A 21,975-nucleotide genomic window follows, 5' to 3' on the forward strand; every position below is an offset into this window, starting at 1 on the left:
GTCATGGCCGTCAGCACCCCGCCGCGGAGGGCGTCCCGCGCTCCCACGGAGCCCGGGTCCGCGAGGCCACCGGGTCGTGGCCGCGGACTGCTCGCCCGGGCGACGCTGCTGCTCGCGGTGCCCGCCGTCGTCGTGCTGGTGGTGTTCTTCGTGGTGCCCGCGCTGCGGCTGCTCTGGCTGTCGGTGACCACGCCCGAGCCGGGGCTCGGGAACTACACCGCCATCCTCACCGACGAGGTCTCGCTGACCGTCGTGCTCCGCACGCTGGGCATGGCGGCGATCGTGACGGTCGTCTGCCTGCTCGTCGCCTACCCCTACGCCTACCTGATGACGATCGTCTCCGGGCGCTGGCGGGCGGTCCTGCTGGCCGTGGTGCTGATCCCGTTCTGGACGTCGCTGATGGCCCGCACCTTCGCCTGGGTGGTCCTGCTGCAGGACAACGGCCTGGTCAACACGGTGCTCGGCGCGATCGGGATCGGGCCGCTGCGGATGCTCGGCACGACGGCGGGGGTCACCGTCGCGATGGCGCAGGTGATGCTGCCGTTCGTGGTGCTGCCCGTCTACACCACCATGCGCGGCATCGACCGCAAGCTGGTGGACGCCGCACTGAGCCTCGGCGCCCGGCCCGTCGCCGCGTTCCGGCAGGTCTACCTGCCGCTGTCCTTCCCGGGCGTCGCCGCCGGGGCCACGCTGGTCATGGTGCTGTCCCTCGGCTTCTACGTCACGCCCTCGCTGGTGGGCTCCCCGCAGCAGTCGATGCTCGCGCAGTTCATCTCGGTGCAGGTCAACCAGCTGGTGAACTTCGGCGCCGCGGGCGCGCTGGCCGTCGCCCTGCTGGTGGTCACGCTCGTCCTGCTCGGCGGGGTCGCACTGCTGACCCGGACCCGGGGCACCCGGTCGTCCGCGGGTGCCGGCGTGGCGGGGGGTCTGGTGTGACCGGCTCGCCCGTCCTGCGCCGCACCCTGGCGGTCCTCGGCGTCCTCGTCGGGGCCTGGCTGGTGGTGCCCACGCTGATCGTGGTGCCGCTGAGCTTCTCCGGCGAGGACAGCTTCGCCTTCCCGCCCCGCAGCTGGGGCGTGCAGCACTACGTCACGTTCTTCACCGAACAGAGCTGGCTGACCGCGCTGCTGGTCTCGCTGCAGCTCGCCGTGATCGTCACCGTGGTGGCGACCGTCCTGGGCACCATGGCCGCGTTCGCGCTGGCCCGCAGCCGGTTCCGGGCCAAGGGTGTCGTCGACGGGCTGTTCCTGGCGCCGTTGATCGTGCCGGGCATCGTGGTGGCCGTGGCGATGTACGCGGCGTTCCTGGGCTGGGGCCTGATCGGCACGCCGACGGGGTTCGTGGTGGCGCACACCGTGCTCGCCCTGCCCTTCGTCACCGTGAACGTCACCGCTGCGCTGAGCGGGTTCGACCGGACCCTGGAGCGGGCGGCGGCGAGCCTCGGCGCGTCGGCGTGGGCCACCTTCCGCTCGGTGACCCTGCCGATCATCCGCCCGGGCGTGCTCGCCGGTGCCCTGTTCGCCTTCGTCACCTCGTTCGACGAGGTGGTGGTCTCGATGTTCCTCCAGTCCCCGAACCTGCAGACGCTGCCCGTGCGGATGTTCACCTCGGTGACCAACGAGGTCGACCCCACCATCGCGGCGGCCTCCACCGTCGTGCTCGTCGTGTCCACCGCCCTGCTCGGGCTCGCCAGCGTCACCCGGAGGAACCGCCGCCATGCCTGAGACCCCCACCGGCGCGAGCATCCGCGCCGAGGCGCTGACCAAGGTCTTCAAGGGCGCCCCGGCGCCCGCCGTCGACGCCGTGGACCTGCACGTGCGGCCCGGCGAGTTCATGACGCTGCTCGGCCCCAGCGGCTCGGGCAAGACCACGACGCTGAACATGATCGCGGGCTTCGAGGCGGTCAGCTCCGGGCGCATCCTGCTCGACGACACCGACATCGCGCGCCTGCCGCCCCACCGGCGAGACCTCGGCATGGTGTTCCAGAGCTACGCGCTGTTCCCGCACATGACCGCGGCCGAGAACGTCGCGTTCCCGCTGCGGCAGCGCAAGGTCGCCAAGCCCGAGGCCGCCCGGCGGGTCCGGGAGGCGCTCGAGCTCGTGCACCTCGGCGCGCACGGCGACCGGCTGCCCAGCCAGCTGTCCGGCGGCCAGCAACAGCGCGTCGCGCTCGCCCGCGCGTTCGTCTTCGCGCCGCGGGCCATGCTGCTCGACGAGCCGCTCGGCGCGCTGGACAAGAAGCTGCGCGAGTCCCTGCAGCTGGAGATCGCCCGGCTGCACTCCGAGCTGGGCATCACGTTCGTGTTCGTGACCCACGACCAGGAGGAGGCGCTCGCCCTGTCCGACCGCATCGCGGTGTTCCGGGAGGGGCGGATCGAGCAGGTCGGCACCCCGGCCGAGCTGTACGAGACGCCGGTGAGCCGGTTCGTCGCCACCTTCCTCGGCGACTCGACGGTCTTCAGCGGGACCCTGCGCGGCGGGCTGCTGGACACCGGGTCCGCGCAGCTGCGCGCCGCCGGGCCGGACGGGGCGTGCGCGCTGGTGGTGCGCCCGGAGCGGATGCACCTCGGCGCGGAGGGGGAGAACACGCTGTCCGCGACGGTCACCGACGTCGTCTACCAGGGGGCGTTCCGACGCGTCCTGGTCGCCTTCGACGCCGGCGGCACCGGCCAGGTCCGCGACACCGGCACCACCGCCGTGCAGGCCGGGGACCGGGTCGAGGTCGGCTGGGCCGCGGAGGCGGGGGTGGTCGTCGCCGACACCCCCGGGGCCGCCGCGACGCAGTCCCTGGACGACCCGGTGCCCGCATGAGCCTCGCCGCCGCCAAGCAGGCCGTCGTCGACCTCGGGCGCAAGCTCGCCGCCGACCGGCTCGTCGTGGGCACGGCGGGCAACGTCAGCGTGCGCAGCGGGGAGCTGGTCGCCGTGTCCCCGTCCGGCATGCCCTACGCCGACATCACCCCGGACGACGTGGCCGTCCTCGGGCTCGACGGCACCGACCTGGGCAGCCCGCACCCGCCGTCGTCGGAGGCCCCGCTGCACCTCGCGGTGTACGCGACCACGGACGCCGGTGCGGTGGTCCACCACCACGGGCTCCACAGCGCGGCGGTGTCGACCGTGTGCGACGAGCTGCCCGCCGTGCACTACTACGTGGTGAAGCTCGGCGGGGCGCCCCGGGTGGCGCGGTACGCCACCTACGGGACCCTCGAACTCGCCGCGTCCGTCCAGGCCGCGCTGGAGGGCCGCAGCGCCGCGCTGATGCAGAACCACGGCGCCGTCGCCTACGGCGCCACCCCGGAGGAGGCCTACGACCGCGCCGAGCTCGTCGAGTGGCTGTGCGCGATGTGGGCCGAGGCGGCGCGCCTGGGCACGCCCCGGGTGCTCGGCGCCGACGAGCTGGCCGCGGTGGTGCGGCGGATGGAGGGGTCGTGAGGGTCGTCTGCCTCGGGGCCCACATCCTCGACGTGCTGGGCAGGCCGGTCGTCGACATCCCCGCCGGGCAGGGCCGCCGGGTGCTCGACGAGATCCGGATCACCGCGGCGGGCACCGCGGGCGGGACCGCGGTCGACCTGGCCAAGCTCGGCGCCGACGTGGTCAGCGTGGGACCGGTCGGCGCGGACGCGAGCGGCCGGATGCTGCGCGCGCTGCTGGAGGACCACGGCGTCGACACCTCCGGCCTGGTGGTGAAGCCGGCCGCCACCCCGACCACGATGCTGCCCATCCGCCCGGACGGCAGCAGGCCCGCGCTGCACGCGCCCGGGGCGATGCCGCTGCTGGTGGCCGGGGACGTCGACCCGGACCTCGTCGCGGGGGCGGACGTCCTGCACGTCGGTGGACCGGACGTGCTGGGGGACTTCGCCGTCGACGTGCTGCCCGACCTGCTCCGCCACGCCCGCGCGCACGGCACGGTCGTCTCGGTCGACCTGCTCAGCACCGCCCGCCCCGCGCTGCTCGACCGGCTCGGCCCGCTGTGGCCGCTGGTCGACCACCTCCTGCCCAACGACGACCAGCTGCGCGGCCTGACCGGGCGGACGGACCCGGATTCGGACCTGGGGGAGGCCGCCGCGGTGCTGCGGGAGCGCGGTGTCGGCACCGTCGTGGTGACCCGGGGCGGCGACGGCGCCCTCGTCGTCTCGGCGGCGGGCGCCGAGGCGCTGCCCGCCCGCCCGGTCCCGGTCGTCGACACCACCGGCTGCGGGGACGCCTTCACCGCCGGCTACCTGGTGGGGCTCGGCCGCGGCGGGACCCTCGCGGACGCGGCGCGGCTCGGCACGGCGGCGGCGTCCCTGGTCGCCCAGGGGCTCGGCTCCGACGCCGGGATCGTCGACCTGCCGTCGACGCTGCGGCTGCTCGGCGCGGGCGCCTCGGTAGCGTGACCGGGTCCGGGAGGGGCGACATGACCGAGAAGGCAGGGCCCGAGCCCGTCCGCGTGCTGGTCAAGGCGATGGCGGTGCTGGACCTCCTGGCGGAGGCCGAGGAGCTGAGCCTCGGCGACATCGCGGCCCGGCTCGAGCTGAACAAGAGCACCTGCCACCGCATCCTCACCACCCTGGCGGCGGGCGAGTTCGTCGAGCGGCCCGCGCCGGGCACCTACCGGCTGGGTATCGGCGCGTTCCGGATCGGCAGCGCGATGGCGCGGCGGATGGGGGTGCGCGAGCGCGCCCTGCCCGCGATGCAGGAGCTCTACCGCGCGACCGGCGAGACCGTGTTCCTGCTCGTGCCGCGCGGGGACGAGGCGGTCTGCATCGAGCGGCTGGACGGGCGGTACGCCTCCACCCACACCCTGCGCGTCGGCGGGACCCTGCCGTTGCACCTCGGCGCGGGGCCGCGGCTGCTGCTCGCCGCGATGCCCTACGAGCAGGTCGAGGCCTACCTCGCGGGTCCGCTGCAGCGCCGCTCCTCGCCGACCCGGGTCCCGGCCGAGCAGCTGCGAGACGAGCTCGAACGGATCCGGCAGGTCGGGTACGCGACCAGCCAGGACGACGTCGAGCTCGGGGTGAGCGCCCTCGGCGTCGGGATCCGGGACCACACCGGGGCCACGGTGGCGGCGCTGAGCATCAGCGGACTCACCGTCCACCTGCCCGAGTCCGAGCGCGACGAGCACCTCGGCCTGCTGCGGCGGGCCGCGGACTCGGCGTCGCGGGCACTGGGGAGGCGGTGACACACTCGCCGGGATGACGGATCCGGTGCGGGCGCGGGCGGGGCTGGTCGAGGCCCTGCGCGCCACCGGCTGCGGGGACGCCGTCCTGGCCGCCTTCGCCGCGGTCCCGCGGCACCGCTTCCTGCCGGACCACCCGGTCGCCGTCGCCTACGCCGACGATGCTGTGCCCACCCGCATCGTCGACGGCGCCGCGACCAGCTCGGCCTCCCAGCCCACGATGGTGGCGATCATGCTCGACCAGCTGGACGTGCGGCCCGGGCAGCGGGTCCTGGAGATCGGGACCGGCACGGGCTACAACGCCGCCCTGCTCGCCCACCTCGGCGCCCGGGTGACCTCGATCGACATCGACGAGGAGCTCGTGGCGTCCGCCGCCGACCATCTCGCCGGGATCGCGGAGGTGGACCTGCGGGTCGGCGACGGCGCCCTCGGCGTGCCGGACGCGGCCCCCTACGACCGGATCGTGCTCACCGTGGGGAGCTGGGACGTCCGCCCCGAGTGGGTCGCGCAGCTCGCCCCCGGAGGCCGGTTGCTGCTCCCGCTGACCGTCCGCGGCAGCCAGCTGTCCGTGGCCTTCGACCTCGGGCCCGACGGCGTGCTGCGCAGCGACTCCGTGGTCGGCTGCGCGTTCATCCGGCTCCGCGGCCTCGGCGCGGGCCCCGCGGCGACCGAGGAGATCGGGCCCGGCTGGAGCGCACAGGTCGCCGAGGGCGCGGCCCCGGACCTCGGCCTGCTCGCCCGGCACCTCACCGAACCCGGCGACCTCCTGCCCATCGGCGAGCCGCTGACCGGCGCGGACGTCTGGGACGGCGTCGGCCTGTGGCTGATGCTGACCGCGCCGGGCACCGTGCGGCTGCTCACCGACCGGGCCGACGCCCCGCCGGGATCCTGGTTCGTGCCCACCGGCCCGGGCCGCTCGACCGTCGCCCTCACCGGGCCGGGCGGGTGCGCCGCGCTCGTCGTCGACCCGCCGGGTGTCCGCGGGTTCGGGCCCGGCGGCGCGGCCGTCGCCCGCCGTCTCGTCGGCTGTCTCGACGGCTGGGTGGCCGCCGGTCGCCCGCACGCGTCGGACCTGCGGATCCTCGCCGTCCCCAGCGGCGCGGACCTCCCCGGGCCCGGTGTGGTCGTGGAGAAGGAGCACACCCGGCTCATCATCACCCGTGCGCGGTAAGTGGTGCTCTGGCACCACTTACCACGCACGACCGTGCGGCCTAGTGTGCGGCGGTGAGCACTTTCGCCGTGATCTACACCTACACCGACGACACCGACACGCGGATGCAGGCCCGCCCGAAGCACCGCGACTACCTCGCCGCGCTCCCCGAGCTGGTGGTCGCCGGTGCCTGGTCGCCGAGCGAGCCCGCGGGCGGGCTGCTGATCTTCCGGGCCGCGGACAAGTCCGCCGTGCAGAAGCTCCTCGACGCCGACCCGTACGCCGAGGCGGGCGTGATCGCGAACGTCGAGATCCGCGAGTGGGTGCCGCCGCTCGGCCCGGCCGCCGCGGCGATCACGCAGGAGTGAGCCTGACCAGCGGGATCTCCCGCTCCGTGCGCTTCTGATAGCCCGCGTAGTTCCGGTAGCGGCCCGCGATCTCCGACCAGAGCGCGGGCCGCTCGCCCGGCCCGACGACCTCGGCCCGCATCGGGCGCGGGGGCGCGCCCTGCACCGAGACCTGGACCGTCGGGTCGGCCTGGAGGTTCAGGAACCAGGCGGGGTGCCGGTCGTCGCCGCCGCGGGAGGCGACCACCACGAAGGTGTCGCCCTCGGCGACGGGCGCGGTCAGCAGGACCGAGCGGGGCTCGCCGGACCGGCGGCCGATCGTGGTGAGCTCCAGGACGGGCATCGCGCCCGCCGAGTAGCCGACGCGACCGCCGCTCACCCGCACCACGGCCCGGTGCACCGCGTTCATGGCCTTGAGGAATCGGTCACTCGGCACGAGCGCCAGGTTAACGACCGTGCGGGACGTGCCGACCCCCGGGCATGAGCCTCGTCCCCGAGACCCTCGTGGAGCCGCCCGCGCAGGGCTGGACCTCGGGTTTCGTGCGCGCCCTGCGGCCCGGCTGCTCCGAGCCGGCGGCCTCGGACTCGGTGGCGTCCGAGCATCTCGTCCGGGTGCGGCGGGCCGCGGCGGTCGCGGTGGACCGCCATCCCGGCCCGGTCGGCGACCTGCTCGCCGCCACGCTGGTGGCCTACGCCGACCAGGGCTGGCGGGGCGCCCCGGCCGGGCTCAGCGAGCGCCTGGTCGCCGAGCTCCTGGCGGACCCCGCCTGACAGGGCTCCGGAGCGGCGTCGTCGACGCTCCGGAGATCCGGCTCAGCCCGCGTGCTTCTCGATCAGGCTGCCGAGGCGGGGGAGCGCCTCGGCGACGTTCTTCTGCGCGTTCGGGCGCAGCTTCGCGTACGCCTTCTTCAGCGCCTCCGACGACGAGCCCTCGGCCCGCCGGTCCGTGACGGCCAGCAGCGCGTCCGCCGCCTCGCTCTCGCGCGAGACCAGGTAGGCGCCGAAGCCCGCGCCGGGCGCGGACTGGTAGTCGGCGTAGAAGGGCTGCAGCGCGCCCGCGAACTGCGGCAGCATCCGGTCGACGGCGGCGGGAACCACACCCGGGCGGATCTTGGACACGGTCTGGTAGCCGAGCTTGACCGCGGCGCCGGACATCCCGCCCTTGTCCTTCACCTCCTGCCCGACCAGCTCGTTCAGGTCGGCGACGACGGCGGGGCGGCGGGCCGGGTCGGTCAGGATCGTCTCGAGGCTCACGGGGTCTCTCCTCTCCGCGGTCGGGGCCGCGGTCCGACGGGGGGAACGGCGCGAAAGTAGTACACGGATGTGATTCGCTCGCTCACCCCCCGTACCCGACGTCGCGACCCACGCCCGGTATACGGCCCCTCGCCCGGCGCCGATCGTGGCGAGCGTGACGGGAGCGCAGTCGCGACCGCGGTCCCGTGACACTCAGCCGGTCTGGGCCAGTGCGAGGGGGAGCACGGCGCTCGCCCCCGCCTCGCGGAGGGCGCGGGCGGCGACGGTCATCGTCCAGCCCGAGTCCACGACGTCGTCCACCAGCAGGATCGGGCCCTCGACGGCGGGCGCCGGGCCGAGCGCGGGCCACACCGCGGCCAGGCGCTGGGCCGAGTTCTCCGCCCGCGCGGGCCGCTCGCCCACCGGCTCGATCGTGCCGAGCAGCGGCAGCCTGCCGATCTCCGCGATCCGCCGGGCCAGGTGCTCGAGCTGCCCGGGGCGGGTGCGCGATCCGATCCCGACGACCCCGACCGGCCGCTCCGCCCAGTTCCACCCCTTCAGCACGCGCACCACCGCGTCCAGCAGGTCGGCGGGGACGGGCTGGTCGGGACCCGCGAGCAGCTCGCGCAGCCGCGTGCCCCACCCGATGTCCGACAGCCGCCCGACCGCCCGGCCGGGCTCCGCGAGCTCGCCCGCCTTGAGCCGGCCCGACAGCGGCACCCCGAGCTCCTTCATCCCGCTGGGCCACATCTTCCGCGGCGCGATCTCCACCCCCGGCTCCTGCAGCTGCTCCGCCGCCGCGGCCGCGACCTCCGCCGACACGTCCGCGGACCAGACGGCGCCCGAGCAGACGTCGCACCGCCCGCAGGGGGTGGAGTCCTGATCGTCGAGCTGGCGGCGCAGGAAGACCAGCCTGCACTCGGTGGTCGACTGGTAGTCCAGCATCGCCTGCTGCTCCGCCTTGCGGGCCGCGGCGATGCGCTGGTGGCGCTCCGCGTCGTAGACCCACTCGGCGCCCGTGCCGATCCAGCCGCCCTTGACCCGCTTGGCCGCGCCGTCGGAGTCCAGGACCTTGAGCAGCATCTCCAGCCGGGTCCGCGAGAGGTCCACCCGCGTCTCCAGGGACGCCGTGGAGATCGGGTGGTCGGACAGGGCCGCGAGGGTCTGGCGCACCAGCGGCTCCGGGGGGAACGCGAGGGAGGCGAAGTACGCCCAGATCTCCCGGTCCTCCTGGCCCGGCAGCAGGATCACCTCGGCCCGGTCGAGCGCACGGCCCGCACGCCCGATCTGCTGGTAGTAGGCCACCGGCGAGGACGGCGCCCCGAGGTGGACCACGAAACCGAGGTCCGGCTTGTCGAACCCCATCCCCAGCGCCGAGGTGGCCACCAGGGCCTTCACCCGGTTCGCGAGCAGGTCGCCCTCCGCGTCGAGCCGCTCCTCCGCCTCGGTCTTGCCCGTGTAGGCCCGCACGGCGAACCCGCGCGAGCGCAGGAACTCCGCCACCTCCTCGGCGGCCTGCACGGTGAGCGTGTAGACGATCCCGGCGCCGGGCAGCGCGTCGAGCCGCGAGGCCAGCCAGCCCAGCCGCTCGGCCGGGGACTTGATGTCGACCACGGCGAGCCGCAGCGACGACCGGTCCAGCGAGCCGCGCAGCACCAGGGGCTGCCCGGACTGCAGACCCAGCTGCTCGGTCACGTCGGTGACGACCCGGTCGTTCGCCGTGGCCGTGGTCGCCAGCACGGGGATGCCCACGGGCAGCTCCGCGATCAGGTTCCGCAGCCGCCGGTAGTCCGGCCGGAAGTCGTGCCCCCAGTCCGAGACGCAGTGCGCCTCGTCCACCACGAGCATGCCCGCGGACGCCGTGAGCGACGGGAGCACCCGGTCCCGGAAGTCCGGGTTGTTCAGCCGCTCCGGGCTGACGAGCAGCACGTCCACCTCGCCCGCCGCGATGTCGGCGTAGGTCTGCTCCCACTCGTCGAGGTTCGCGGAGTTGACCGTGACGGCCACGATCCCGGCCCGGGTCGCCGCGTCGATCTGGTTGCGCATCAGCGCCAGCAGCGGCGACACGATGACCGTGGGGCCCGCGCCCTGCTCGCGCAGCAGGGCCGTGGCCAGGAAGTACACCGCGGACTTGCCCCACCCGGTGCGCTGCACCACCAGGGCGCGGCGGCGCTCGGCGACGAGGGCGTGGATGGCCGTCCACTGGTCCTCGCGCAGCCGCGCGCCCTCGCCCGCCAGGGTCTGCAGGAGCTCCTCGGCGCGTTCCCGTAGGTCCGTCATGCCCGCCATGGTGCACGCAGGCACCGACGGTCCCGCCTCAGCCCGTCCCGGAACCCCCGGGTCGTCCACAGGAACAGCCCCGGAACGCCGCGATCCCGCCCTCGACCTTCTCCAGCCACTCCGGTGGCGGCGCCGCGTCGACGTAGCCGTCGTGCCAGTCCCACCACTCGTACGGCTTGCCCTGCGGCGTCCCGGCGGGGGAGTCCTCCCACTCCTCCCGACGCCCGGTCGGGGTCAGGTCGAGGATGCTCCAGGTGGTGCCCAGCGACTCGTCGCCGCGGTTCTGGACGAAGTAGCTGCGGAACACCCCCTCGGGGCCGCGCACGAAGACGTTGGTGCCGTGCCACTCGTCCACCCCGTGGTCCCGGTCGAAGGAGTCCGTGATCGTGTACCAGGGGACCGTCCAGCCCATGCGCGCCTTCATGGCCGCGATGTCGGCCTGCGGGGCGCGCGAGGCGAAGACGACGGTGGTGTCCCGGGCGTGCACGTGCGCGAGGTGCCCGATGTGGTCGGCGATCATCGAGCAGCCGCGGCAGGGTCGCTCCGGCCAGCCGAAGACCCCCTCCTCGTAGAACGCGCGGTAGAGCACGAGCTGCGAGCGCCCCGCGAACAGGTCCGCCAGCGACACCCGTCCCTCCGGTCCGTCGAAGGTGTAGTCGCCCACGGCGTGCCAGGGCATGCGGCGCCGGGCGGCGGCCAGCGCGTCGTGCGCGCGCATGACCTCCTTCTCCCGCACCAGCAGCTCCTGCCGAGCGGTCTCCCACTCCCGGGTCGAGACGATCATGACTCCTCCAGGTGCCTCGTCAGCGCGTCGAGGCGGTCGTCCCAGTCCCGGGAGAGGGCCGCGAGGAAGCGCTGGGCGATCCGCATCGGTGCGGACCGCACGCGGTACCGGACCCGACGGCGTTCGCCGGGTTCGGCGGTGAGCAGGCCCGCCTCGGTGAGCAGGCCGAGATGCTTGGCGATCGCCTGCCTGCTGATGGGCAGCCGACCGGCGAGGTCGGTGGCGGTGGCGGGCCCGCCCGCGGCGAGCTCGGCGAGCAGCTGCCGCCGGGTGGGGTCGGCGAGCGCGGTGAAGACCCGCTCCGCGACCTTCTCGTCGGGCTCGCCCCGTGGTTCAGACACCATCGAGGTAGGCGACCAGCTCGTCCAGCTCGGCCGCCCACCCCGTGACGTTCCCGCTGTAGGAGACCTCGTACTCGGCGGGGGAGAGCTGCGCGAACCCGGTCTCGACGACGGTCAGCCGGGTCCCCGTGCCGGTCGGCTCGAGGGTGAACTCGACGTACGTGCGGCGGGGATCGGCCGCCGGCAGCCCGTAAATGCGCCAGGTGAAGCCGAACACGTGCGGCTCCTCGATCCGCTCGATCCGGAAGTCGGTGGTGTGCTCCTCCCAGCTCAGGCTGCCCGCCCCGCCGGGACGCAGGTCGATCCGGGCCTGCCGGCCGAACCAGGCCGCGAGCCCCTCGGGCGTGGTCAGCGCGGTCCAGACCCGCTCGGGCGGGCGGGCGACGTCGACGGTGCGGGCGATGCGGTCCGGGAAACCCATCGGACCTCCTCCGAGTAGCAACTGTAGGGTTGCGACTCAAAGTATGGCAATCGACTGGTTGCGTCAAGGTGTGACGCCCATTACTGAACGCTCGATCGGATCCGCTGGGCGAAGTCGGGGTGCACCAGGCACGATGAGACGGTGAAGGCCACCCAGTCACCGCTGTTCGGGTCCGTCGACGAGGTCACCGAGCGCCTGGCGAGCGTCGGCTACCTGGCCTCGACGGCCGTGGCGACGACCGTGTACCTCGCCGACCGGCTCGGCAAGCCGCTGCTCGTGGAGGGCCCCGCGGGCGTCGGGAAGACCGAGCTCGCGAAGGCGGTCGCCGCCTCGACCGAGTCCGGGCTGGTCCGGCTGCAGTGCTACGAGGGCATCGACGAGGCCCGCGCGCTGTACGAGTGGAACCACGCCAAGCAGTTGCTGCGCATCACCGCGGGCCAGGGGAACGAGGACTGGGACGCCACGCGGGACGACGTGTTCTCCGAGGAGTTCCTGCTCCCGCGCCCGCTGCTCACGGCCATCCGCCGGGAGGACCCGACCGTCCTGCTGATCGACGAGATGGACAAGGCGGACGTCGAGGTCGAGGGCCTGCTGCTGGAGGTCCTGTCGGACTACCAGGTCTCCATCCCGGAGATGGGCACGGTGACCGCGACCCGCAGGCCCTTCGCGCTGCTCACCTCCAACTCCACGCGCGAGCTGTCCGAGGCCCTCAAGCGGCGCTGCCTGTTCCTGCACCTGGACTTCCCGGACCCGGACCTCGAGCGCCGGATCGTGCTCACCCGCGTCCCGGAGCTGCCGGAGTCCCTCGTCGACTCCCTCGTGCGCACCGTGCGCGTGCTGCGGGCCATGGAGCTGCGCAAGGTCCCCTCGGTCGCGGAGACCATCGACTGGGGCCGGACCCTGCTGGCCCTGGGCATGGACACCCTCGACGACGAGGCCGTGCGCACCACCCTCGGCGTCGTGCTCAAGCACCACTCGGACCAGACCAAGGCGACCGCGGAGCTGAGGCTGAACTGATGACCGTCGAGGCGCCCGAACACGGCATCCCCGGCCACCTGGTCGCGTTCGTCGGGGCCCTGCGGACCCACGGGGTCGCGGTGGGCCCGGGGGAGACCGTGGACGCCGCCGAGGTGATCACCGCCCTGGACCTGCTGCGCCGCACCGAGTTCCGCGAGGGGCTCGCCGCCGCGCTGCTGCGCCGGTCCGGCCAGCGTCAGGTCTTCGACACGCTCTTCGACCTGTACTTCCCCCCCGCGCTCGGCGCGGCGACCGGCTCGATCGAGGTCCCGCGGGACGGCGAGGGCGGCCCGGTCGACGTCGACCGGCTCCGCGACCTGCTGGCCGACCTGCTCCGGGACGGGGACGAGGAGCGGCTGCGCGAGCTCGCCCGCGCCGCCGTCGACGCGTTGGGCACGTCGGGGGCCACCGGCACCGGCGTGCAGGGCATGAACACGCAGCCGAGCTGGTCGGCGTACCAGGCGCTGCGGCTGATGTCGCCGGAGACGCTGCTCGCGCAGATCATGGCGGCGCTGTCGCAGCCGGAGGACGACGCGTTCACCGACGAGGTCCGCCGCCGCGAGATCCGGGACCGGATCGCCCGGTTCCGGCAGCTGGTGCAGGACGAGGTCCGCCGCCGGACCGCCGAGCAGCGCGGGCGGGACCAGGTGGCCAAGACCGCCGTCCCGAAGCAGGCCGAACAGGTGGAGTTCCTGTCCGCCTACGCCGAACAGCTCGCCCAGCTGCGCCGGACCGTGCACCCGTTGGCGCGCAGGCTCGCCGCCCGGCTCGCGGTGCGCCGCAAGCATGCCAAGCGCGGGCAGCTCGACATGCGGCGCACGTTGCGGCGCAGCATGTCCACCGGCGGCGTGCCGATGAAGCCCGCCTACCGGACCCGCCGCCCGGGGCGCCCCGAGCTGGTCATCCTGTGTGACGTCTCGGGCTCGGTCGCGGGGTTCTCGCACTTCACGTTGCTGCTGGTCCAGGCGCTGCGCGAGCAGTTCTCCAAGGTGCGCGTGTTCGCGTTCGTGGAGAAGACGGACGAGGTCACGCACCTGTTCGAGCCGGGGGCCGAGCTCTCCGGCGTCATGCAGCGGGTGCTGCGCGAGGCCGACCTCACGGCCTTCGACGGGCACAGCGACTACGGCCACGCCCTGGGCAGCTTCGCCGAGCACTGGGGCGAGGCGATCACGTCGAAGACCTCGCTGCTGATCCTGGGCGACGCGCGGACGAACTACCGCGACCCGAACCTCACCGCCCTGCGCCGGATGATCGGCGTGGCCCGGCACGCGCACTGGCTCAACCCCGAGCCGAGACGCCAATGGGGCACAGGGGACTCGGCCGCCACGCGCTACGCCGACGTCATCCCCATGCACGAGTGCCGCACCGCGGGCCAGCTCGCGGACGTGGTGGAGGCGCTCCTCCCCGTCTGACAGCCCCGGCATTGTGGAACCATAATGTCGTTCCAGGCCCGCAAAACAGCCACTATGGAACCATAATGCCGTTCTGAGGCCCCGAAACGGCCGTTATGGCTCCATAATGCGGGGTCAGAGGTCCCAGAGCGCCATGCTCAGCGGGTCGTCGGTCTGCACGTCCGGGGCGATCCGGCCGCCGTAGACCTCGCCGGTGCGGTCGGCGAAGCGGCTGGTGGCGACGGTGAGGACCAGGCCGTCCGGCAGGAGCGCGGTCTCGGTCCCGGTGCTGAAACCCAGCGTGGGCGCGCCGTAGGAGCGGACGTCCGGCAGCCCCCGGAACGCGACGGCGACGGCCTCGCCCGCGCTCGCCGTGTACCCGTCGGTCAGCACCGACACCGCGCCCTGCCGCCGGACGGGATCCACCGGGAGCACCGGGGTCCGACCGCGGGCGAGCACGCCCTCGGCCAGCGTCCACGGCTGCGACCCGCCCGCCCGGTCGACGAACGCGCCGATCTCCCCGTCCCCGCGCAGCAGCGGCGCGGCGACCGCGAGGAGCGGCCACATCGAGCCGGAGCCGACGCCGCGCAGGTCCACGATCCACCGCTCCGGTTCGACCTCGGCCAGCGCCGCCCGGCCCGCCTCGAGGTAGACCCCGGCGTCCCGCTCGTGACAGGCGGGCAGCGTGACGACCGCGGCCTCGCCCTGCATCTCGACCGACGGGAGTTCCGGGTCACCCGGCGCGCGCCGCGGCCGACGGACCCCGCTGTGCGGCCCGCCCACCTCCCGGACCAGGTGGAACAGCTTCAGCTCCAGCTGCTCGGGGTCCTCGGCGACGGCGGTCACCTCGCCCCGCACGGTGCTCCAGTCGACCTTCTCGGCGAACAGGGCACGCTGCTCCAGCAGGTCCAGCGCCTCCTGCACGGCCTTGCGCTCTCTGCCACGTTCCCGGCCGCGTCCGAACACCTCCCCAGTATGGCCGGGGCGGGGACCCGGGTGGGCCGGTGGGGGAGATGTCCGAGTTAGGGTCTCCTTGCTTCGTCGTCGATCGGGGAGTCGCTCGTGTCCGTCCTGTCCCGCCGCTCGTTCCTCGGCACCGGCGCGTTGGCCGCGTCGGCGCTCGCCCTCGCGGCCTGCTCGGGCGGGTCGACGACCGGGGGCGGGCCCGGTGGCGCCGGCTACCCGGTGACGATCCCGCACGCCTTCGGGTCCACGACGATTCAGTCGCCGCCGCAGCGCGTCGCGACGGTGAGCGCGGCGAACCAGGACGTGGCGATCGCGCTGGGCGTGGTCCCGGTCGTGATGCCGTTCTTCGAGTACGGCGGGGACGCCGACGGCGTGTTGCCCTGGGTGCGGGACGCGTTGCGCGGCAAGGAGATGCCGCGGATCGCGGGCCGCGCGCTGGAGCCCGTCGCGTTCGAGGAGACCGCCGCCGCGGCCCCGGACCTCATCCTCGCCACCTACTCGGGGCTGGACCGGGCCCAGTACGACACCCTGTCCCGCATCGCACCCGTCGTCGCCTACCCGGACGCGGCGTACGCCACGAGCTGGCAGGACCAGACCCGGATCGCGGGCCGCGCCCTGGGGAGGACGGCGGAGGCCGAGCAGCTCGTCGTCGCCACCCAGGCCCGGCTCGCGGCCGCGACCCGGGAGTACCCGCAGCTCGCGGGCGCCACGTTCGTCTACACGGGCGGGATGGACTCCGGGCAGCTGGGTGTCTTCCGGCCCACCGACGTCCGGGTGCGGCTGCTGGAGGACATGGGCCTGCGGTCGGCCCCGTTCGTCGAGGAGAACGCGCCCGCCGGGGACGCGGTCTACTACACGGTGAGCGGTGAGCTGCTCCCGCGCGTGCAGTCCGACCTGCTCGTCGGCTTCTTCGGCTCCCCGGACCTCGACGCCGCGTTCCGGGCCGAGCCCGCCGTCGCGACCATGCCCGCGGTGCGGGCGGGCGGCTACGCGCCGATCGTCGGGGCGGACCGGGTGGCGGCGAGCTCGAGCCCCTCGGTCCTGTCCATCCCCTGGGTGCTCGACGACTACCTGCCGATCCTCGCCGAGGCCGCCACCCGCTCCCGCCGCTGACCTGCGCCTCCGGCGCCCGTGCGTGGTAAGTGGTGCCAGAGCACCACTTACCACGCACGAGCGCCGCAGGTCAGCCGAAGACCAGGCGTTCGCGGCGGCGGTGGCCCGGGCGCAGGGCCGCGGCCATGATCGGCAGGAGCGGGCCCGCCTCCGCGCGGAGGGCGGCGAACTCCTCCGGGGTGGCGACGTCGAGGATCCGCGGGACCTGGAACGCGGCCCCGGGTCCGCCCGCCCTCCGCTGGACGCCCCTGGTCACCGCGTCCCACTCGGCGGCGGGCACGTACCGCTCGATGATCGGGAAGATCTCCCGCTCCTCGTCCGCGATGTGTTCGTCGAGGGTGTCGCGCAGCCGCGCGAGCCGCCCCGCCAGCGCGCCCGCCTGCGCGGGCAGCTCCGCGGACGGGCCGCGGACCAGCGCCGTCGACGCCTCCCGGACGTCTGCGAGCAGGGGGCCCAGGGCGGCGTGGTCGTCGGAGAGCCCGGTCAGGTCGGCCGCCGCACCCGCGTGCCGCTCGATGACCGGCCAGGCGATCTCGTCCTCGGCCAGGTGATGGTGGTGGATCTCCGCGCACAGCCCCCGGATCCAGGCGTCGAGCGCCTTGGCGCGCTTGGTCCCGATCGCGGCCCGCAGGTCCGCGAGCCGCTCCACCAGGGCGGTCAGCCGGTGCAGGTCGGTGCGCATCGTCCGGTGCAGCACGCGCAGCCCCAGCAGGTTCGGCGTCGTCGTGGGGCAGGACATGGTGGGCTCCTTCGTGGTCGGTGTCGCAAGCGTGCGACACCCCGCTTGGGTCTCACTTGTCACGAACTTGCGACGATTCTTGACCGGGCGGCCAGTCAGGCGTAGACCGGAGTCATCAGGGAAGAACCTCTGGAGGGAAGTGATCGCGATGAAGGCGTGGACGCGGTGGCAGGACTGGGTCGCTCTGGTGATCGGTGTCCTGGTGGCGCTGTCGCCCATCGTGGTGACCGTCAGTGCGGCGGCGGCGTGGACGCTCGTCGTGCTCGGTGTGGTGCTCGCGCTGACCGGGCTCTGGTCGCTCGCGCAGCCGGGCTCGGTGGCCAGTGAGTACGGGCACGGCGTGCTCGGCGTGCTGCTTTTCATCGCCCCGTGGGTGATGGGCTACAGCGACTTGACGGGCGCGTCGTGGACGAGCTGGGTCGGGGGTGCGCTCGCGGTGATCGTCGCCGCCACCGCGCTGCCCGCGGCCACCGCCGCGCACCGCGGCGTGACTGCCCACTGAGACGCAGCGACCGAGTGAAGGATCCCGCCTCCGGTGACACCGGGGGCGGGATCCTTCCGTCATTCCAGGGAGCGCGATGACCGACGCCCGGGACCGGATCCTCGACGCCGCGGAGGAGCTCTTCGCCGCCAAGGGGTTCGACGCCACGCCCACCTCGCGCATCGCCGCCCGGGCCGAGGTGCCCAAGGGGCTGGTGCACTACTACTTCGCCCGCAAGGTGGACCTGCTGTCCGCCCTGGTCGAGCGGCTTCCCGCGGAGCGGGTGGACCGGGCGGCCGTGGTGGTGGCGGGCGACGTGGAGCAGAGCCTGTGCCGCCTCGTCGCCGCGCTCGACGACCTGCTGGACTCCTCCGCCGTCCTGTCCCACCTGCTCTGGCGCGAAGCCGACACCCACCCGGCCGTCCGGGACGCCCTGCACGAGCGGTTCGACCGGATCGTCGGCGAGATCCGCGGCGTCCTGCTCGACGCGGGCGCCACGGGCGAGGTGGACAGCGCGGCCCTGCTCCTGGCCTCGGCCGTCAGCTACCGGCACTCCGTCGACCGGCACGCCCCGCAGCGCGTCGACATGGCCACCGAGCTGCGGTTCCTCGCCCGCGCGCTCACCAGGTCGGCGGAGTCTCGTCCCGCACCGGCGTGATCCCGACGGCGAGCAGCGGCGCCACCGCCGCCAGCGCGAACCCGGCGGCGTACCCCGTCGCGCCGATCAGTCCGCCGAGCACGACCGGGGTCAGCGACGACACGACGTTCTGCCCCGTGTTCTGGATCCCGAGCGCCTTGCCGGACCAGGCCGAGCCCGCGATCTCGGCGACGGCGGTGAACGCCAACCCGTTGTCCGCCACCGTGACCACGCCGCCGACCGCCAGCGCGACCACGGCCAGCCAGGGCGCGACGGCGTCCCCGAGGGCGAGCACCAACAGCACCAGGGTGGCACCCACGGCGAGCTGTCGCATCGGCCGCAGCCGCGACCGGGCGCGGTCCGACCACACACCGGTGGCGATGCGCCCCAACGCCCCCGCGATCTGCACCACCGCCATGAACGCCCCGGCCGCGGCCACGCCCCAGCCCTGCTGGCGCACGAGGTACTCGGTCCCGAACGCGGCGATGGCGAACTGCGGCACCACGAGCAGCGCGCTCGCGGCGTGGACCCGCCACAGCACGGGCGAGCGGTAGGGCGTGCCGACGGGGTGGGCGGCGTCCTGCGGCGGGCGCGCCGGGTCCCGGACCACCACTCCGACGAGCACGGCGGCCAGCAGGCACACCGCCGCCGGCACGATCAGCGCCGCGAACGGCCCCACCCGGGTGGCGAGCCCCGGCAGCACCAGCCCGGCGACCGCGACGCCCAAGGGCTGCGCGGTCTGCCGGATGCCCATCGCGAGCCCCCGCTCGGAGCGCGGGAACCATCCCATGATCATGCGCCCGTTCGCCGCGAACACCGAGGCGGCGGCCGCACCCCCGACCACCAGCAGGGTGAGCACCGCGGCGGGGGCGGTCGGCCCGGTCGCGACCGCGCCGACCGCCGCCGCGGTGAGCAGCAGTCCGGTCCCCATCACGCGGCGCTCCCCGAACCGGTCCGCGGCGGCGCCCCAGGCGATCAGGGTGAGCAGCAGTCCGGTCGTCGGGGCCGCGACGTAGACGCCGACCCCGGCGAGCGACAGGCCGAGGGTGTCCCGCAGGGTCGGTACCAGGAACGGAATGCCGTACACGAAGGCGCACGCGCCGGTCTGGGCGAGTACGCCGACTGCCAGCACCGCCCAGCGGCGCGAGGAGGGAGGCATGACGGCACGGTACTGCGCCGTACCAGGATCCGGGAAACGCATCCCAGAGTGTGAAATATCGAACTGATGTTCGACTGGTGCGCGTAGGGTCGGTCCCATGGATCTGGCGTGGCAGCCCTCGCTGCTCGACGGCCCCGCCGTCACCGTGGACCGGGAGTTCGGCGGCCTGGTCCGCCACGAGCTCGGCGCCGGAGCCTGGGTCGACATCGCGCCCGGTTGGCTCCAGGGCGCGGACGAGCTGTTCGACCGGCTCCTGCGCGACACCCCCTGGGGGCGGCGCGAGGTGCGGATGTACGACCGCACGCTGCCCGAACCCCGGCTGACCCACCGCTGGAGCCAGGCCCCGGAGCCGGTGCTCGCGGAGGCCACGGCCCTGCTGTCCGCCCGGTACGGGGTGGAGTTCACCCAGGTCGGGGCGAACCTCTACCGGGACGGCGCGGACAGCGTGGCCTACCACGGCGACCGGGTGGCCCGGGAGCGGGACACCGCGGTCGTCGCCCTGGTCTCGCTCGGCGGGGTGCGGCCCTTCCGGCTGCGCCCGCACGGCGGCGGCGCGTCCGTCGGGTTCCTACCCGGCCCCGGTGACCTGCTGGTCATGGGCGGGACCTGCCAGCGCACCTGGCAGCACGGCGTGCCGAAGGTGCGCACCGCCGCGGCCCGGATCAGCGTCCAGTTCCGCCACCTCTATTGACCCCACGCCGCGACGGCCGCCAGCGCGGGTTCCCGGATCTCGGCCGGGGCGCCGGACGCCTCGATCGAGGTCCGGGCCATGCCCGCCAGCTGCGCGTCCGACAGGCCCAGCGCGGTGCGCGCGAGCTCGTACTCGCCCAGCACGCCGGGGCCGAACAGCAGCGGGTCGTCGCCGTTGAGCGTGCAGCGCACCCCGGCGTCGAGCAGCCGGGCGAGGGGGTGGGCGTCGAGGTCGGGCACCACGTCGAGCATCACGTTGGAGGTGGGGCACACGTCCAGCACGATCTCCTCGGTGACCAGCCGCTCCACCAGGGCCGGGTCCTCGACGGCGCGCACGCCGTGGCAGATCCGCCGGGCGCCGAGCGCGTCGATCGCGCCGTGCACCGAGGCGGGCCCGGCGAGCTCGCCCGCGTGCGGGGCGCTGATCAACCCGGCGTCCCGCGCGAGGGCGAACGCCTCGGCGAACGGCTCGGGCGGGAACAGGGACTCGTCCGCCGCCAGGCCGAACGAGACCACCCCCGCGTCGGCGTAGCGCGCGGCCAGCTTCGCCAGCTCGACGGCCTCGGCGGGATCGAACTCCCGCAGCGCCGAGACCATGATGCCGCAGCCGATGCCCAGCCGGTCCGCCGCGACGCGCCCGGCGTCGATCACCAGCTCCAGCGCCTCCTCGGCGGAGCCGAAGCCGGGCAGGCCCGCGTAGCGCGGCGGGTAGAAGTGCGGTTCGATCCAGGCGGCCCCGTCGGCGGCCGCGTCCTCGACCACCTCGGTCACCAGCCGTCGCAGCTGCTGAGGAGTGTCGATCAGGGCGGACGCCGCCTTGTAGCGGTCGCCGAACTCGGTGAAGCCGCGGTAGCCGCGGATCGGCGGCACGTCGACCCCGGCGGTCGCGGCCAGCTCCGCGAGGGTGGCGGGACGCATCGCCCCCTCCAGATGGACGTGCAGGTGCGCTTTCGGCAGCGCGGCCAGATCAGCAGGGTCGGCGCTCATACCGTGGATCCTCCCGCGAAGACGTCGTCGAGCACGGACGTGTCGACGATCCGGCCTGCGTCCGGCAGCGGCGTGACCCCCGCGGCCTGGAACGCCGTGTAGATCGGCCCGGCCACCCGCGCCGGGTCGATGCGCATCAGCCCGGAGGACCGGGTGAGGTCGCTGGTGGTGAAGTCGATCTGCAGCTGGTTCTCCCGGATCTGCTGGTCGAGGTTCAGGCCCAGGTCGGCACCGAAGTCGGTGACGGCGAGCTTCGCCGCGACGGTCGGGTCGGCGGCGTTGTCCTGCCAGCCGCGGACGGTGGCCCGCATGAACCGCACCACGGTGTCCCGGTTGGCGTCCAGCCAGGAGCGTTGGCTGCAGAGCATCCCGGCGTACTGCGGCAGCCCCATCGACTCGTAGGTCGTGACGAAGAAGTCCCGGTCCGCGACCAGGCCCTGCTGCTCCAGGTAGATCGGCTGGTTGGTAGCGAAACAGGTGTAGACGTCCCCCTGGCCCTCCAGCAGCGGGCTCGGCTCGAACCCGGCCGGGATGAAGGTGTAGTCGAGCGGGACGCCCGCCAGCCGCATCGCGGCCTCGATGTAGGGCTGGACGCCCTGCTGGCCGAGGACGCGGGCCCCGACCAGGTCGGCCGCCGACCGGACCGGCCGCGCGGCCAGCGACAGCACCGCGGACGGGGCGCTCTGGAACATGGCGCCGTAGGTCACGAAGTCGTTGCCCTCGTTCACCGCGGACAGGAACGCCTGCATCGCCACCGGGACCGCGATGTCGGCCCCGCCTGCGGCCAGGGTGGCGGTGGGCTGCGGGGCGTTCGGGCCGCCGGGCAGGAAGTCGATCTCGAGTCCCTCGTCGGCGTAGTACCCGCGGTCCTGGGCGATCCAGAACCCGGCGAACTCGACGTTGGTGATCCAGCCGAGGGCGACCCGGACCGGGGTCGTCCCCCCACCGCCCGCGGTGTCGCCCCCGCCGCAGGCGGCGAGCACCGAGGGTCCGAGGGCGAGGCCGAGACCGGCGAGTCCGGCGGTGCGCAGCAGTCGGCGGCGCGACCAGGGGGACGGGTCGATGAGGTCGACCATGAGGGA

The 21,975-nt window shown here is 74.3% G+C and carries 26 protein-coding genes; 15 read left to right on the forward strand and 11 right to left on the reverse strand.

The window, feature by feature from the left end; all coding sequences use genetic code 11:
• Nucleotides 1–3: 3 nt before the first annotated feature.
• From L3X23_RS02980 to L3X23_RS03015, 8 genes are read left to right on the forward strand one after another with little or no spacing between them, the layout of a single operon-like run.
• Nucleotides 4–936: an ABC transporter permease gene (locus L3X23_RS02980; RefSeq protein WP_237190572.1), complete on the forward strand. Its 933-nt coding sequence runs from the start codon at nucleotides 4–6 to the stop codon at nucleotides 934–936.
• Nucleotides 933–1,724 (forward strand): ABC transporter permease, encoded by a 792-nt coding sequence (locus L3X23_RS02985; RefSeq protein ID WP_237190573.1) that lies wholly within the window; start codon nucleotides 933–935, stop codon nucleotides 1,722–1,724. Before L3X23_RS02980 ends, L3X23_RS02985 begins: the two co-directional genes overlap by 4 nt.
• Entirely contained in the window at nucleotides 1,717–2,811 is a 1,095-nt protein-coding gene (locus tag L3X23_RS02990; RefSeq protein WP_237190574.1) for an ABC transporter ATP-binding protein, read from the forward strand. The genes L3X23_RS02985 and L3X23_RS02990 overlap by 8 nt, the downstream gene beginning before the upstream one ends.
• Nucleotides 2,808–3,431 carry a class II aldolase/adducin family protein gene (locus L3X23_RS02995; protein ID WP_237190575.1) on the forward strand — a complete coding sequence of 208 codons (624 nt, stop codon included), beginning with the start codon at nucleotides 2,808–2,810 and terminating at the stop codon, nucleotides 3,429–3,431. The genes L3X23_RS02990 and L3X23_RS02995 overlap by 4 nt, the downstream gene beginning before the upstream one ends.
• Nucleotides 3,428–4,375: a carbohydrate kinase family protein gene (locus L3X23_RS03000; protein ID WP_237190576.1), complete on the forward strand. Its 948-nt coding sequence runs from the start codon at nucleotides 3,428–3,430 to the stop codon at nucleotides 4,373–4,375. The genes L3X23_RS02995 and L3X23_RS03000 overlap by 4 nt, the downstream gene beginning before the upstream one ends.
• 20 nt (nucleotides 4,376–4,395) lie before the next feature.
• On the forward strand, nucleotides 4,396–5,160 hold the full coding sequence (locus L3X23_RS03005; protein WP_143030136.1) for an IclR family transcriptional regulator: 765 nt from the start codon (nucleotides 4,396–4,398) through the stop codon (nucleotides 5,158–5,160).
• A 13-nt stretch (nucleotides 5,161–5,173) separates the two neighbouring features.
• The gene (locus tag L3X23_RS03010; protein WP_237190577.1) at nucleotides 5,174–6,328 is read left to right on the forward strand and encodes a methyltransferase domain-containing protein; all 1,155 of its coding nucleotides are present in this window, start codon (nucleotides 5,174–5,176) and stop codon (nucleotides 6,326–6,328) included.
• Nucleotides 6,329–6,381: 53 nt separating this feature from the next.
• On the forward strand, nucleotides 6,382–6,675 hold the full coding sequence (locus L3X23_RS03015) for a YciI family protein (RefSeq protein ID WP_237190578.1): 294 nt from the start codon (nucleotides 6,382–6,384) through the stop codon (nucleotides 6,673–6,675).
• Here L3X23_RS03015 and L3X23_RS03020 read toward each other — a convergent pair.
• Nucleotides 6,662–7,090, reverse strand: a complete 429-nt coding sequence (locus tag L3X23_RS03020; protein ID WP_237190579.1) for a nitroreductase/quinone reductase family protein — start codon at nucleotides 7,088–7,090, stop codon at nucleotides 6,662–6,664. The two genes, L3X23_RS03015 and L3X23_RS03020, sit on opposite strands and share 14 nt — an antisense overlap.
• Before the next feature lie 44 nt (nucleotides 7,091–7,134).
• Here L3X23_RS03020 and L3X23_RS03025 point away from each other — a divergent pair, with 44 nt between their 5' ends.
• Nucleotides 7,135–7,425 (forward strand): hypothetical protein, encoded by a 291-nt coding sequence (locus tag L3X23_RS03025; protein WP_237190580.1) that lies wholly within the window; start codon nucleotides 7,135–7,137, stop codon nucleotides 7,423–7,425.
• Nucleotides 7,426–7,467: 42 nt separating this feature from the next.
• Here L3X23_RS03025 and L3X23_RS03030 read toward each other — a convergent pair whose 3' ends face one another.
• The 5 genes from L3X23_RS03030 to L3X23_RS03050 form a co-directional block, all read right to left on the reverse strand.
• A complete protein-coding gene (locus L3X23_RS03030) occupies nucleotides 7,468–7,908 on the reverse strand; it encodes a hypothetical protein (RefSeq protein ID WP_237190581.1) in 441 nt (146 codons plus the stop codon).
• Nucleotides 7,909–8,100: 192 nt separating this feature from the next.
• Nucleotides 8,101–10,176 (reverse strand): RecQ family ATP-dependent DNA helicase, encoded by a 2,076-nt coding sequence (locus L3X23_RS03035; RefSeq protein ID WP_237197919.1) that lies wholly within the window; start codon nucleotides 10,174–10,176, stop codon nucleotides 8,101–8,103.
• 28 nt (nucleotides 10,177–10,204) lie between these two features.
• Nucleotides 10,205–10,951 (reverse strand): DUF899 domain-containing protein, encoded by a 747-nt coding sequence (locus L3X23_RS03040; RefSeq protein ID WP_237190582.1) that lies wholly within the window; start codon nucleotides 10,949–10,951, stop codon nucleotides 10,205–10,207.
• Nucleotides 10,948–11,295 (reverse strand): metalloregulator ArsR/SmtB family transcription factor, encoded by a 348-nt coding sequence (locus L3X23_RS03045; protein ID WP_237190583.1) that lies wholly within the window; start codon nucleotides 11,293–11,295, stop codon nucleotides 10,948–10,950. Before L3X23_RS03045 ends, L3X23_RS03040 begins: the two co-directional genes overlap by 4 nt.
• Complete coding sequence (locus L3X23_RS03050; RefSeq protein ID WP_237190584.1) at nucleotides 11,285–11,713, reverse strand: SRPBCC domain-containing protein; 429 nt, start codon at nucleotides 11,711–11,713, stop codon at nucleotides 11,285–11,287. Before L3X23_RS03050 ends, L3X23_RS03045 begins: the two co-directional genes overlap by 11 nt.
• A 141-nt stretch (nucleotides 11,714–11,854) precedes the next feature.
• Here L3X23_RS03050 and L3X23_RS03055 point away from each other — a divergent pair, with 141 nt between their 5' ends.
• Together L3X23_RS03055 and L3X23_RS03060 are read left to right on the forward strand one after the other, a co-directional pair.
• Nucleotides 11,855–12,730, forward strand: a complete 876-nt coding sequence (locus L3X23_RS03055) for a MoxR family ATPase (protein ID WP_237190585.1) — start codon at nucleotides 11,855–11,857, stop codon at nucleotides 12,728–12,730.
• Complete coding sequence (locus L3X23_RS03060) at nucleotides 12,730–14,142, forward strand: VWA domain-containing protein (RefSeq protein ID WP_237190586.1); 1,413 nt, start codon at nucleotides 12,730–12,732, stop codon at nucleotides 14,140–14,142. Before L3X23_RS03055 ends, L3X23_RS03060 begins: the two co-directional genes overlap by 1 nt.
• Before the next feature lie 114 nt (nucleotides 14,143–14,256).
• Here L3X23_RS03060 and L3X23_RS03065 read toward each other — a convergent pair whose 3' ends face one another.
• On the reverse strand, nucleotides 14,257–15,087 hold the full coding sequence (locus tag L3X23_RS03065) for a S41 family peptidase (protein WP_237190587.1): 831 nt from the start codon (nucleotides 15,085–15,087) through the stop codon (nucleotides 14,257–14,259).
• Nucleotides 15,088–15,183: 96 nt separating this feature from the next.
• On the opposite strand from L3X23_RS03065, the gene L3X23_RS03070 reads away from it, so the two are divergent.
• Complete coding sequence (locus L3X23_RS03070) at nucleotides 15,184–16,200, forward strand: iron-siderophore ABC transporter substrate-binding protein (protein WP_237190588.1); 1,017 nt, start codon at nucleotides 15,184–15,186, stop codon at nucleotides 16,198–16,200.
• A gap of 70 nt (nucleotides 16,201–16,270) precedes the next feature.
• Here L3X23_RS03070 and L3X23_RS03075 read toward each other — a convergent pair whose 3' ends face one another.
• Entirely contained in the window at nucleotides 16,271–16,939 is a 669-nt protein-coding gene (locus L3X23_RS03075; protein WP_237190589.1) for a hemerythrin domain-containing protein, read from the reverse strand.
• A 148-nt stretch (nucleotides 16,940–17,087) separates the two neighbouring features.
• Between L3X23_RS03075 and L3X23_RS03080 the strand changes: the two genes are divergently transcribed.
• Both L3X23_RS03080 and L3X23_RS03085 read left to right on the forward strand, forming a co-directional pair.
• Complete coding sequence (locus L3X23_RS03080) at nucleotides 17,088–17,441, forward strand: SPW repeat protein (RefSeq protein WP_237190590.1); 354 nt, start codon at nucleotides 17,088–17,090, stop codon at nucleotides 17,439–17,441.
• Nucleotides 17,442–17,517: 76 nt separating this feature from the next.
• Nucleotides 17,518–18,078 carry a TetR/AcrR family transcriptional regulator gene (locus tag L3X23_RS03085; RefSeq protein ID WP_237190591.1) on the forward strand — a complete coding sequence of 187 codons (561 nt, stop codon included), beginning with the start codon at nucleotides 17,518–17,520 and terminating at the stop codon, nucleotides 18,076–18,078.
• Here L3X23_RS03085 and L3X23_RS03090 read toward each other — a convergent pair.
• Nucleotides 18,041–19,216: an MFS transporter gene (locus L3X23_RS03090; RefSeq protein ID WP_237190592.1), complete on the reverse strand. Its 1,176-nt coding sequence runs from the start codon at nucleotides 19,214–19,216 to the stop codon at nucleotides 18,041–18,043. The genes L3X23_RS03085 and L3X23_RS03090 overlap by 38 nt on opposite strands.
• A gap of 97 nt (nucleotides 19,217–19,313) precedes the next feature.
• On the opposite strand from L3X23_RS03090, the gene L3X23_RS03095 reads away from it, so the two are divergent.
• Complete coding sequence (locus tag L3X23_RS03095; protein WP_237190593.1) at nucleotides 19,314–19,907, forward strand: alpha-ketoglutarate-dependent dioxygenase AlkB; 594 nt, start codon at nucleotides 19,314–19,316, stop codon at nucleotides 19,905–19,907.
• Here the strand turns inward: L3X23_RS03095 and add are convergent.
• Both add and L3X23_RS03105 read right to left on the reverse strand, forming a co-directional pair.
• Nucleotides 19,901–20,893 (reverse strand): adenosine deaminase, encoded by a 993-nt coding sequence (gene add, locus L3X23_RS03100; protein ID WP_237190594.1) that lies wholly within the window; start codon nucleotides 20,891–20,893, stop codon nucleotides 19,901–19,903. The genes L3X23_RS03095 and add overlap by 7 nt on opposite strands.
• Entirely contained in the window at nucleotides 20,890–21,969 is a 1,080-nt protein-coding gene (locus tag L3X23_RS03105; RefSeq protein WP_237190595.1) for an ABC transporter substrate-binding protein, read from the reverse strand. Before L3X23_RS03105 ends, add begins: the two co-directional genes overlap by 4 nt.
• Between the last annotated feature and the right edge of the window lie 6 nt (nucleotides 21,970–21,975).

The organism is Pseudonocardia sp. WMMC193 (genome assembly GCF_021728735.1).
Lineage (GTDB): Bacteria > Actinomycetota > Actinomycetes > Mycobacteriales > Pseudonocardiaceae > Pseudonocardia > Pseudonocardia oroxyli.

Coding starts and splice junctions, on each gene's coding strand:
- L3X23_RS03050 (WP_237190584.1), bottom strand. CDS start 11,713: ATGGGTTTCCCGGACCGCATCGCCCGCACCGTCGACGTCGCCCGCCCG.
- L3X23_RS03075 (WP_237190589.1), bottom strand. CDS start 16,939: ATGTCCTGCCCCACGACGACGCCGAACCTGCTGGGGCTGCGCGTGCTG.
- L3X23_RS02990 (WP_237190574.1), top strand. CDS start 1,717: ATGCCTGAGACCCCCACCGGCGCGAGCATCCGCGCCGAGGCGCTGACC.
- L3X23_RS03060 (WP_237190586.1), top strand. CDS start 12,730: ATGACCGTCGAGGCGCCCGAACACGGCATCCCCGGCCACCTGGTCGCG.
- L3X23_RS03035 (WP_237197919.1), bottom strand. CDS start 10,176: ATGGCGGGCATGACGGACCTACGGGAACGCGCCGAGGAGCTCCTGCAG.
- add (WP_237190594.1), bottom strand. CDS start 20,893: ATGAGCGCCGACCCTGCTGATCTGGCCGCGCTGCCGAAAGCGCACCTG.
- L3X23_RS03025 (WP_237190580.1), top strand. CDS start 7,135: ATGAGCCTCGTCCCCGAGACCCTCGTGGAGCCGCCCGCGCAGGGCTGG.
- L3X23_RS03080 (WP_237190590.1), top strand. CDS start 17,088: ATGAAGGCGTGGACGCGGTGGCAGGACTGGGTCGCTCTGGTGATCGGT.
- L3X23_RS03090 (WP_237190592.1), bottom strand. CDS start 19,216: ATGCCTCCCTCCTCGCGCCGCTGGGCGGTGCTGGCAGTCGGCGTACTC.
- L3X23_RS02980 (WP_237190572.1), top strand. CDS start 4: ATGGCCGTCAGCACCCCGCCGCGGAGGGCGTCCCGCGCTCCCACGGAG.
- L3X23_RS03010 (WP_237190577.1), top strand. CDS start 5,174: ATGACGGATCCGGTGCGGGCGCGGGCGGGGCTGGTCGAGGCCCTGCGC.
- L3X23_RS03045 (WP_237190583.1), bottom strand. CDS start 11,295: ATGGTGTCTGAACCACGGGGCGAGCCCGACGAGAAGGTCGCGGAGCGG.
- L3X23_RS03085 (WP_237190591.1), top strand. CDS start 17,518: ATGACCGACGCCCGGGACCGGATCCTCGACGCCGCGGAGGAGCTCTTC.
- L3X23_RS03105 (WP_237190595.1), bottom strand. CDS start 21,969: ATGGTCGACCTCATCGACCCGTCCCCCTGGTCGCGCCGCCGACTGCTG.
- L3X23_RS02995 (WP_237190575.1), top strand. CDS start 2,808: ATGAGCCTCGCCGCCGCCAAGCAGGCCGTCGTCGACCTCGGGCGCAAG.
- L3X23_RS03040 (WP_237190582.1), bottom strand. CDS start 10,951: ATGATCGTCTCGACCCGGGAGTGGGAGACCGCTCGGCAGGAGCTGCTG.
- L3X23_RS03005 (WP_143030136.1), top strand. CDS start 4,396: ATGACCGAGAAGGCAGGGCCCGAGCCCGTCCGCGTGCTGGTCAAGGCG.
- L3X23_RS03095 (WP_237190593.1), top strand. CDS start 19,314: ATGGATCTGGCGTGGCAGCCCTCGCTGCTCGACGGCCCCGCCGTCACC.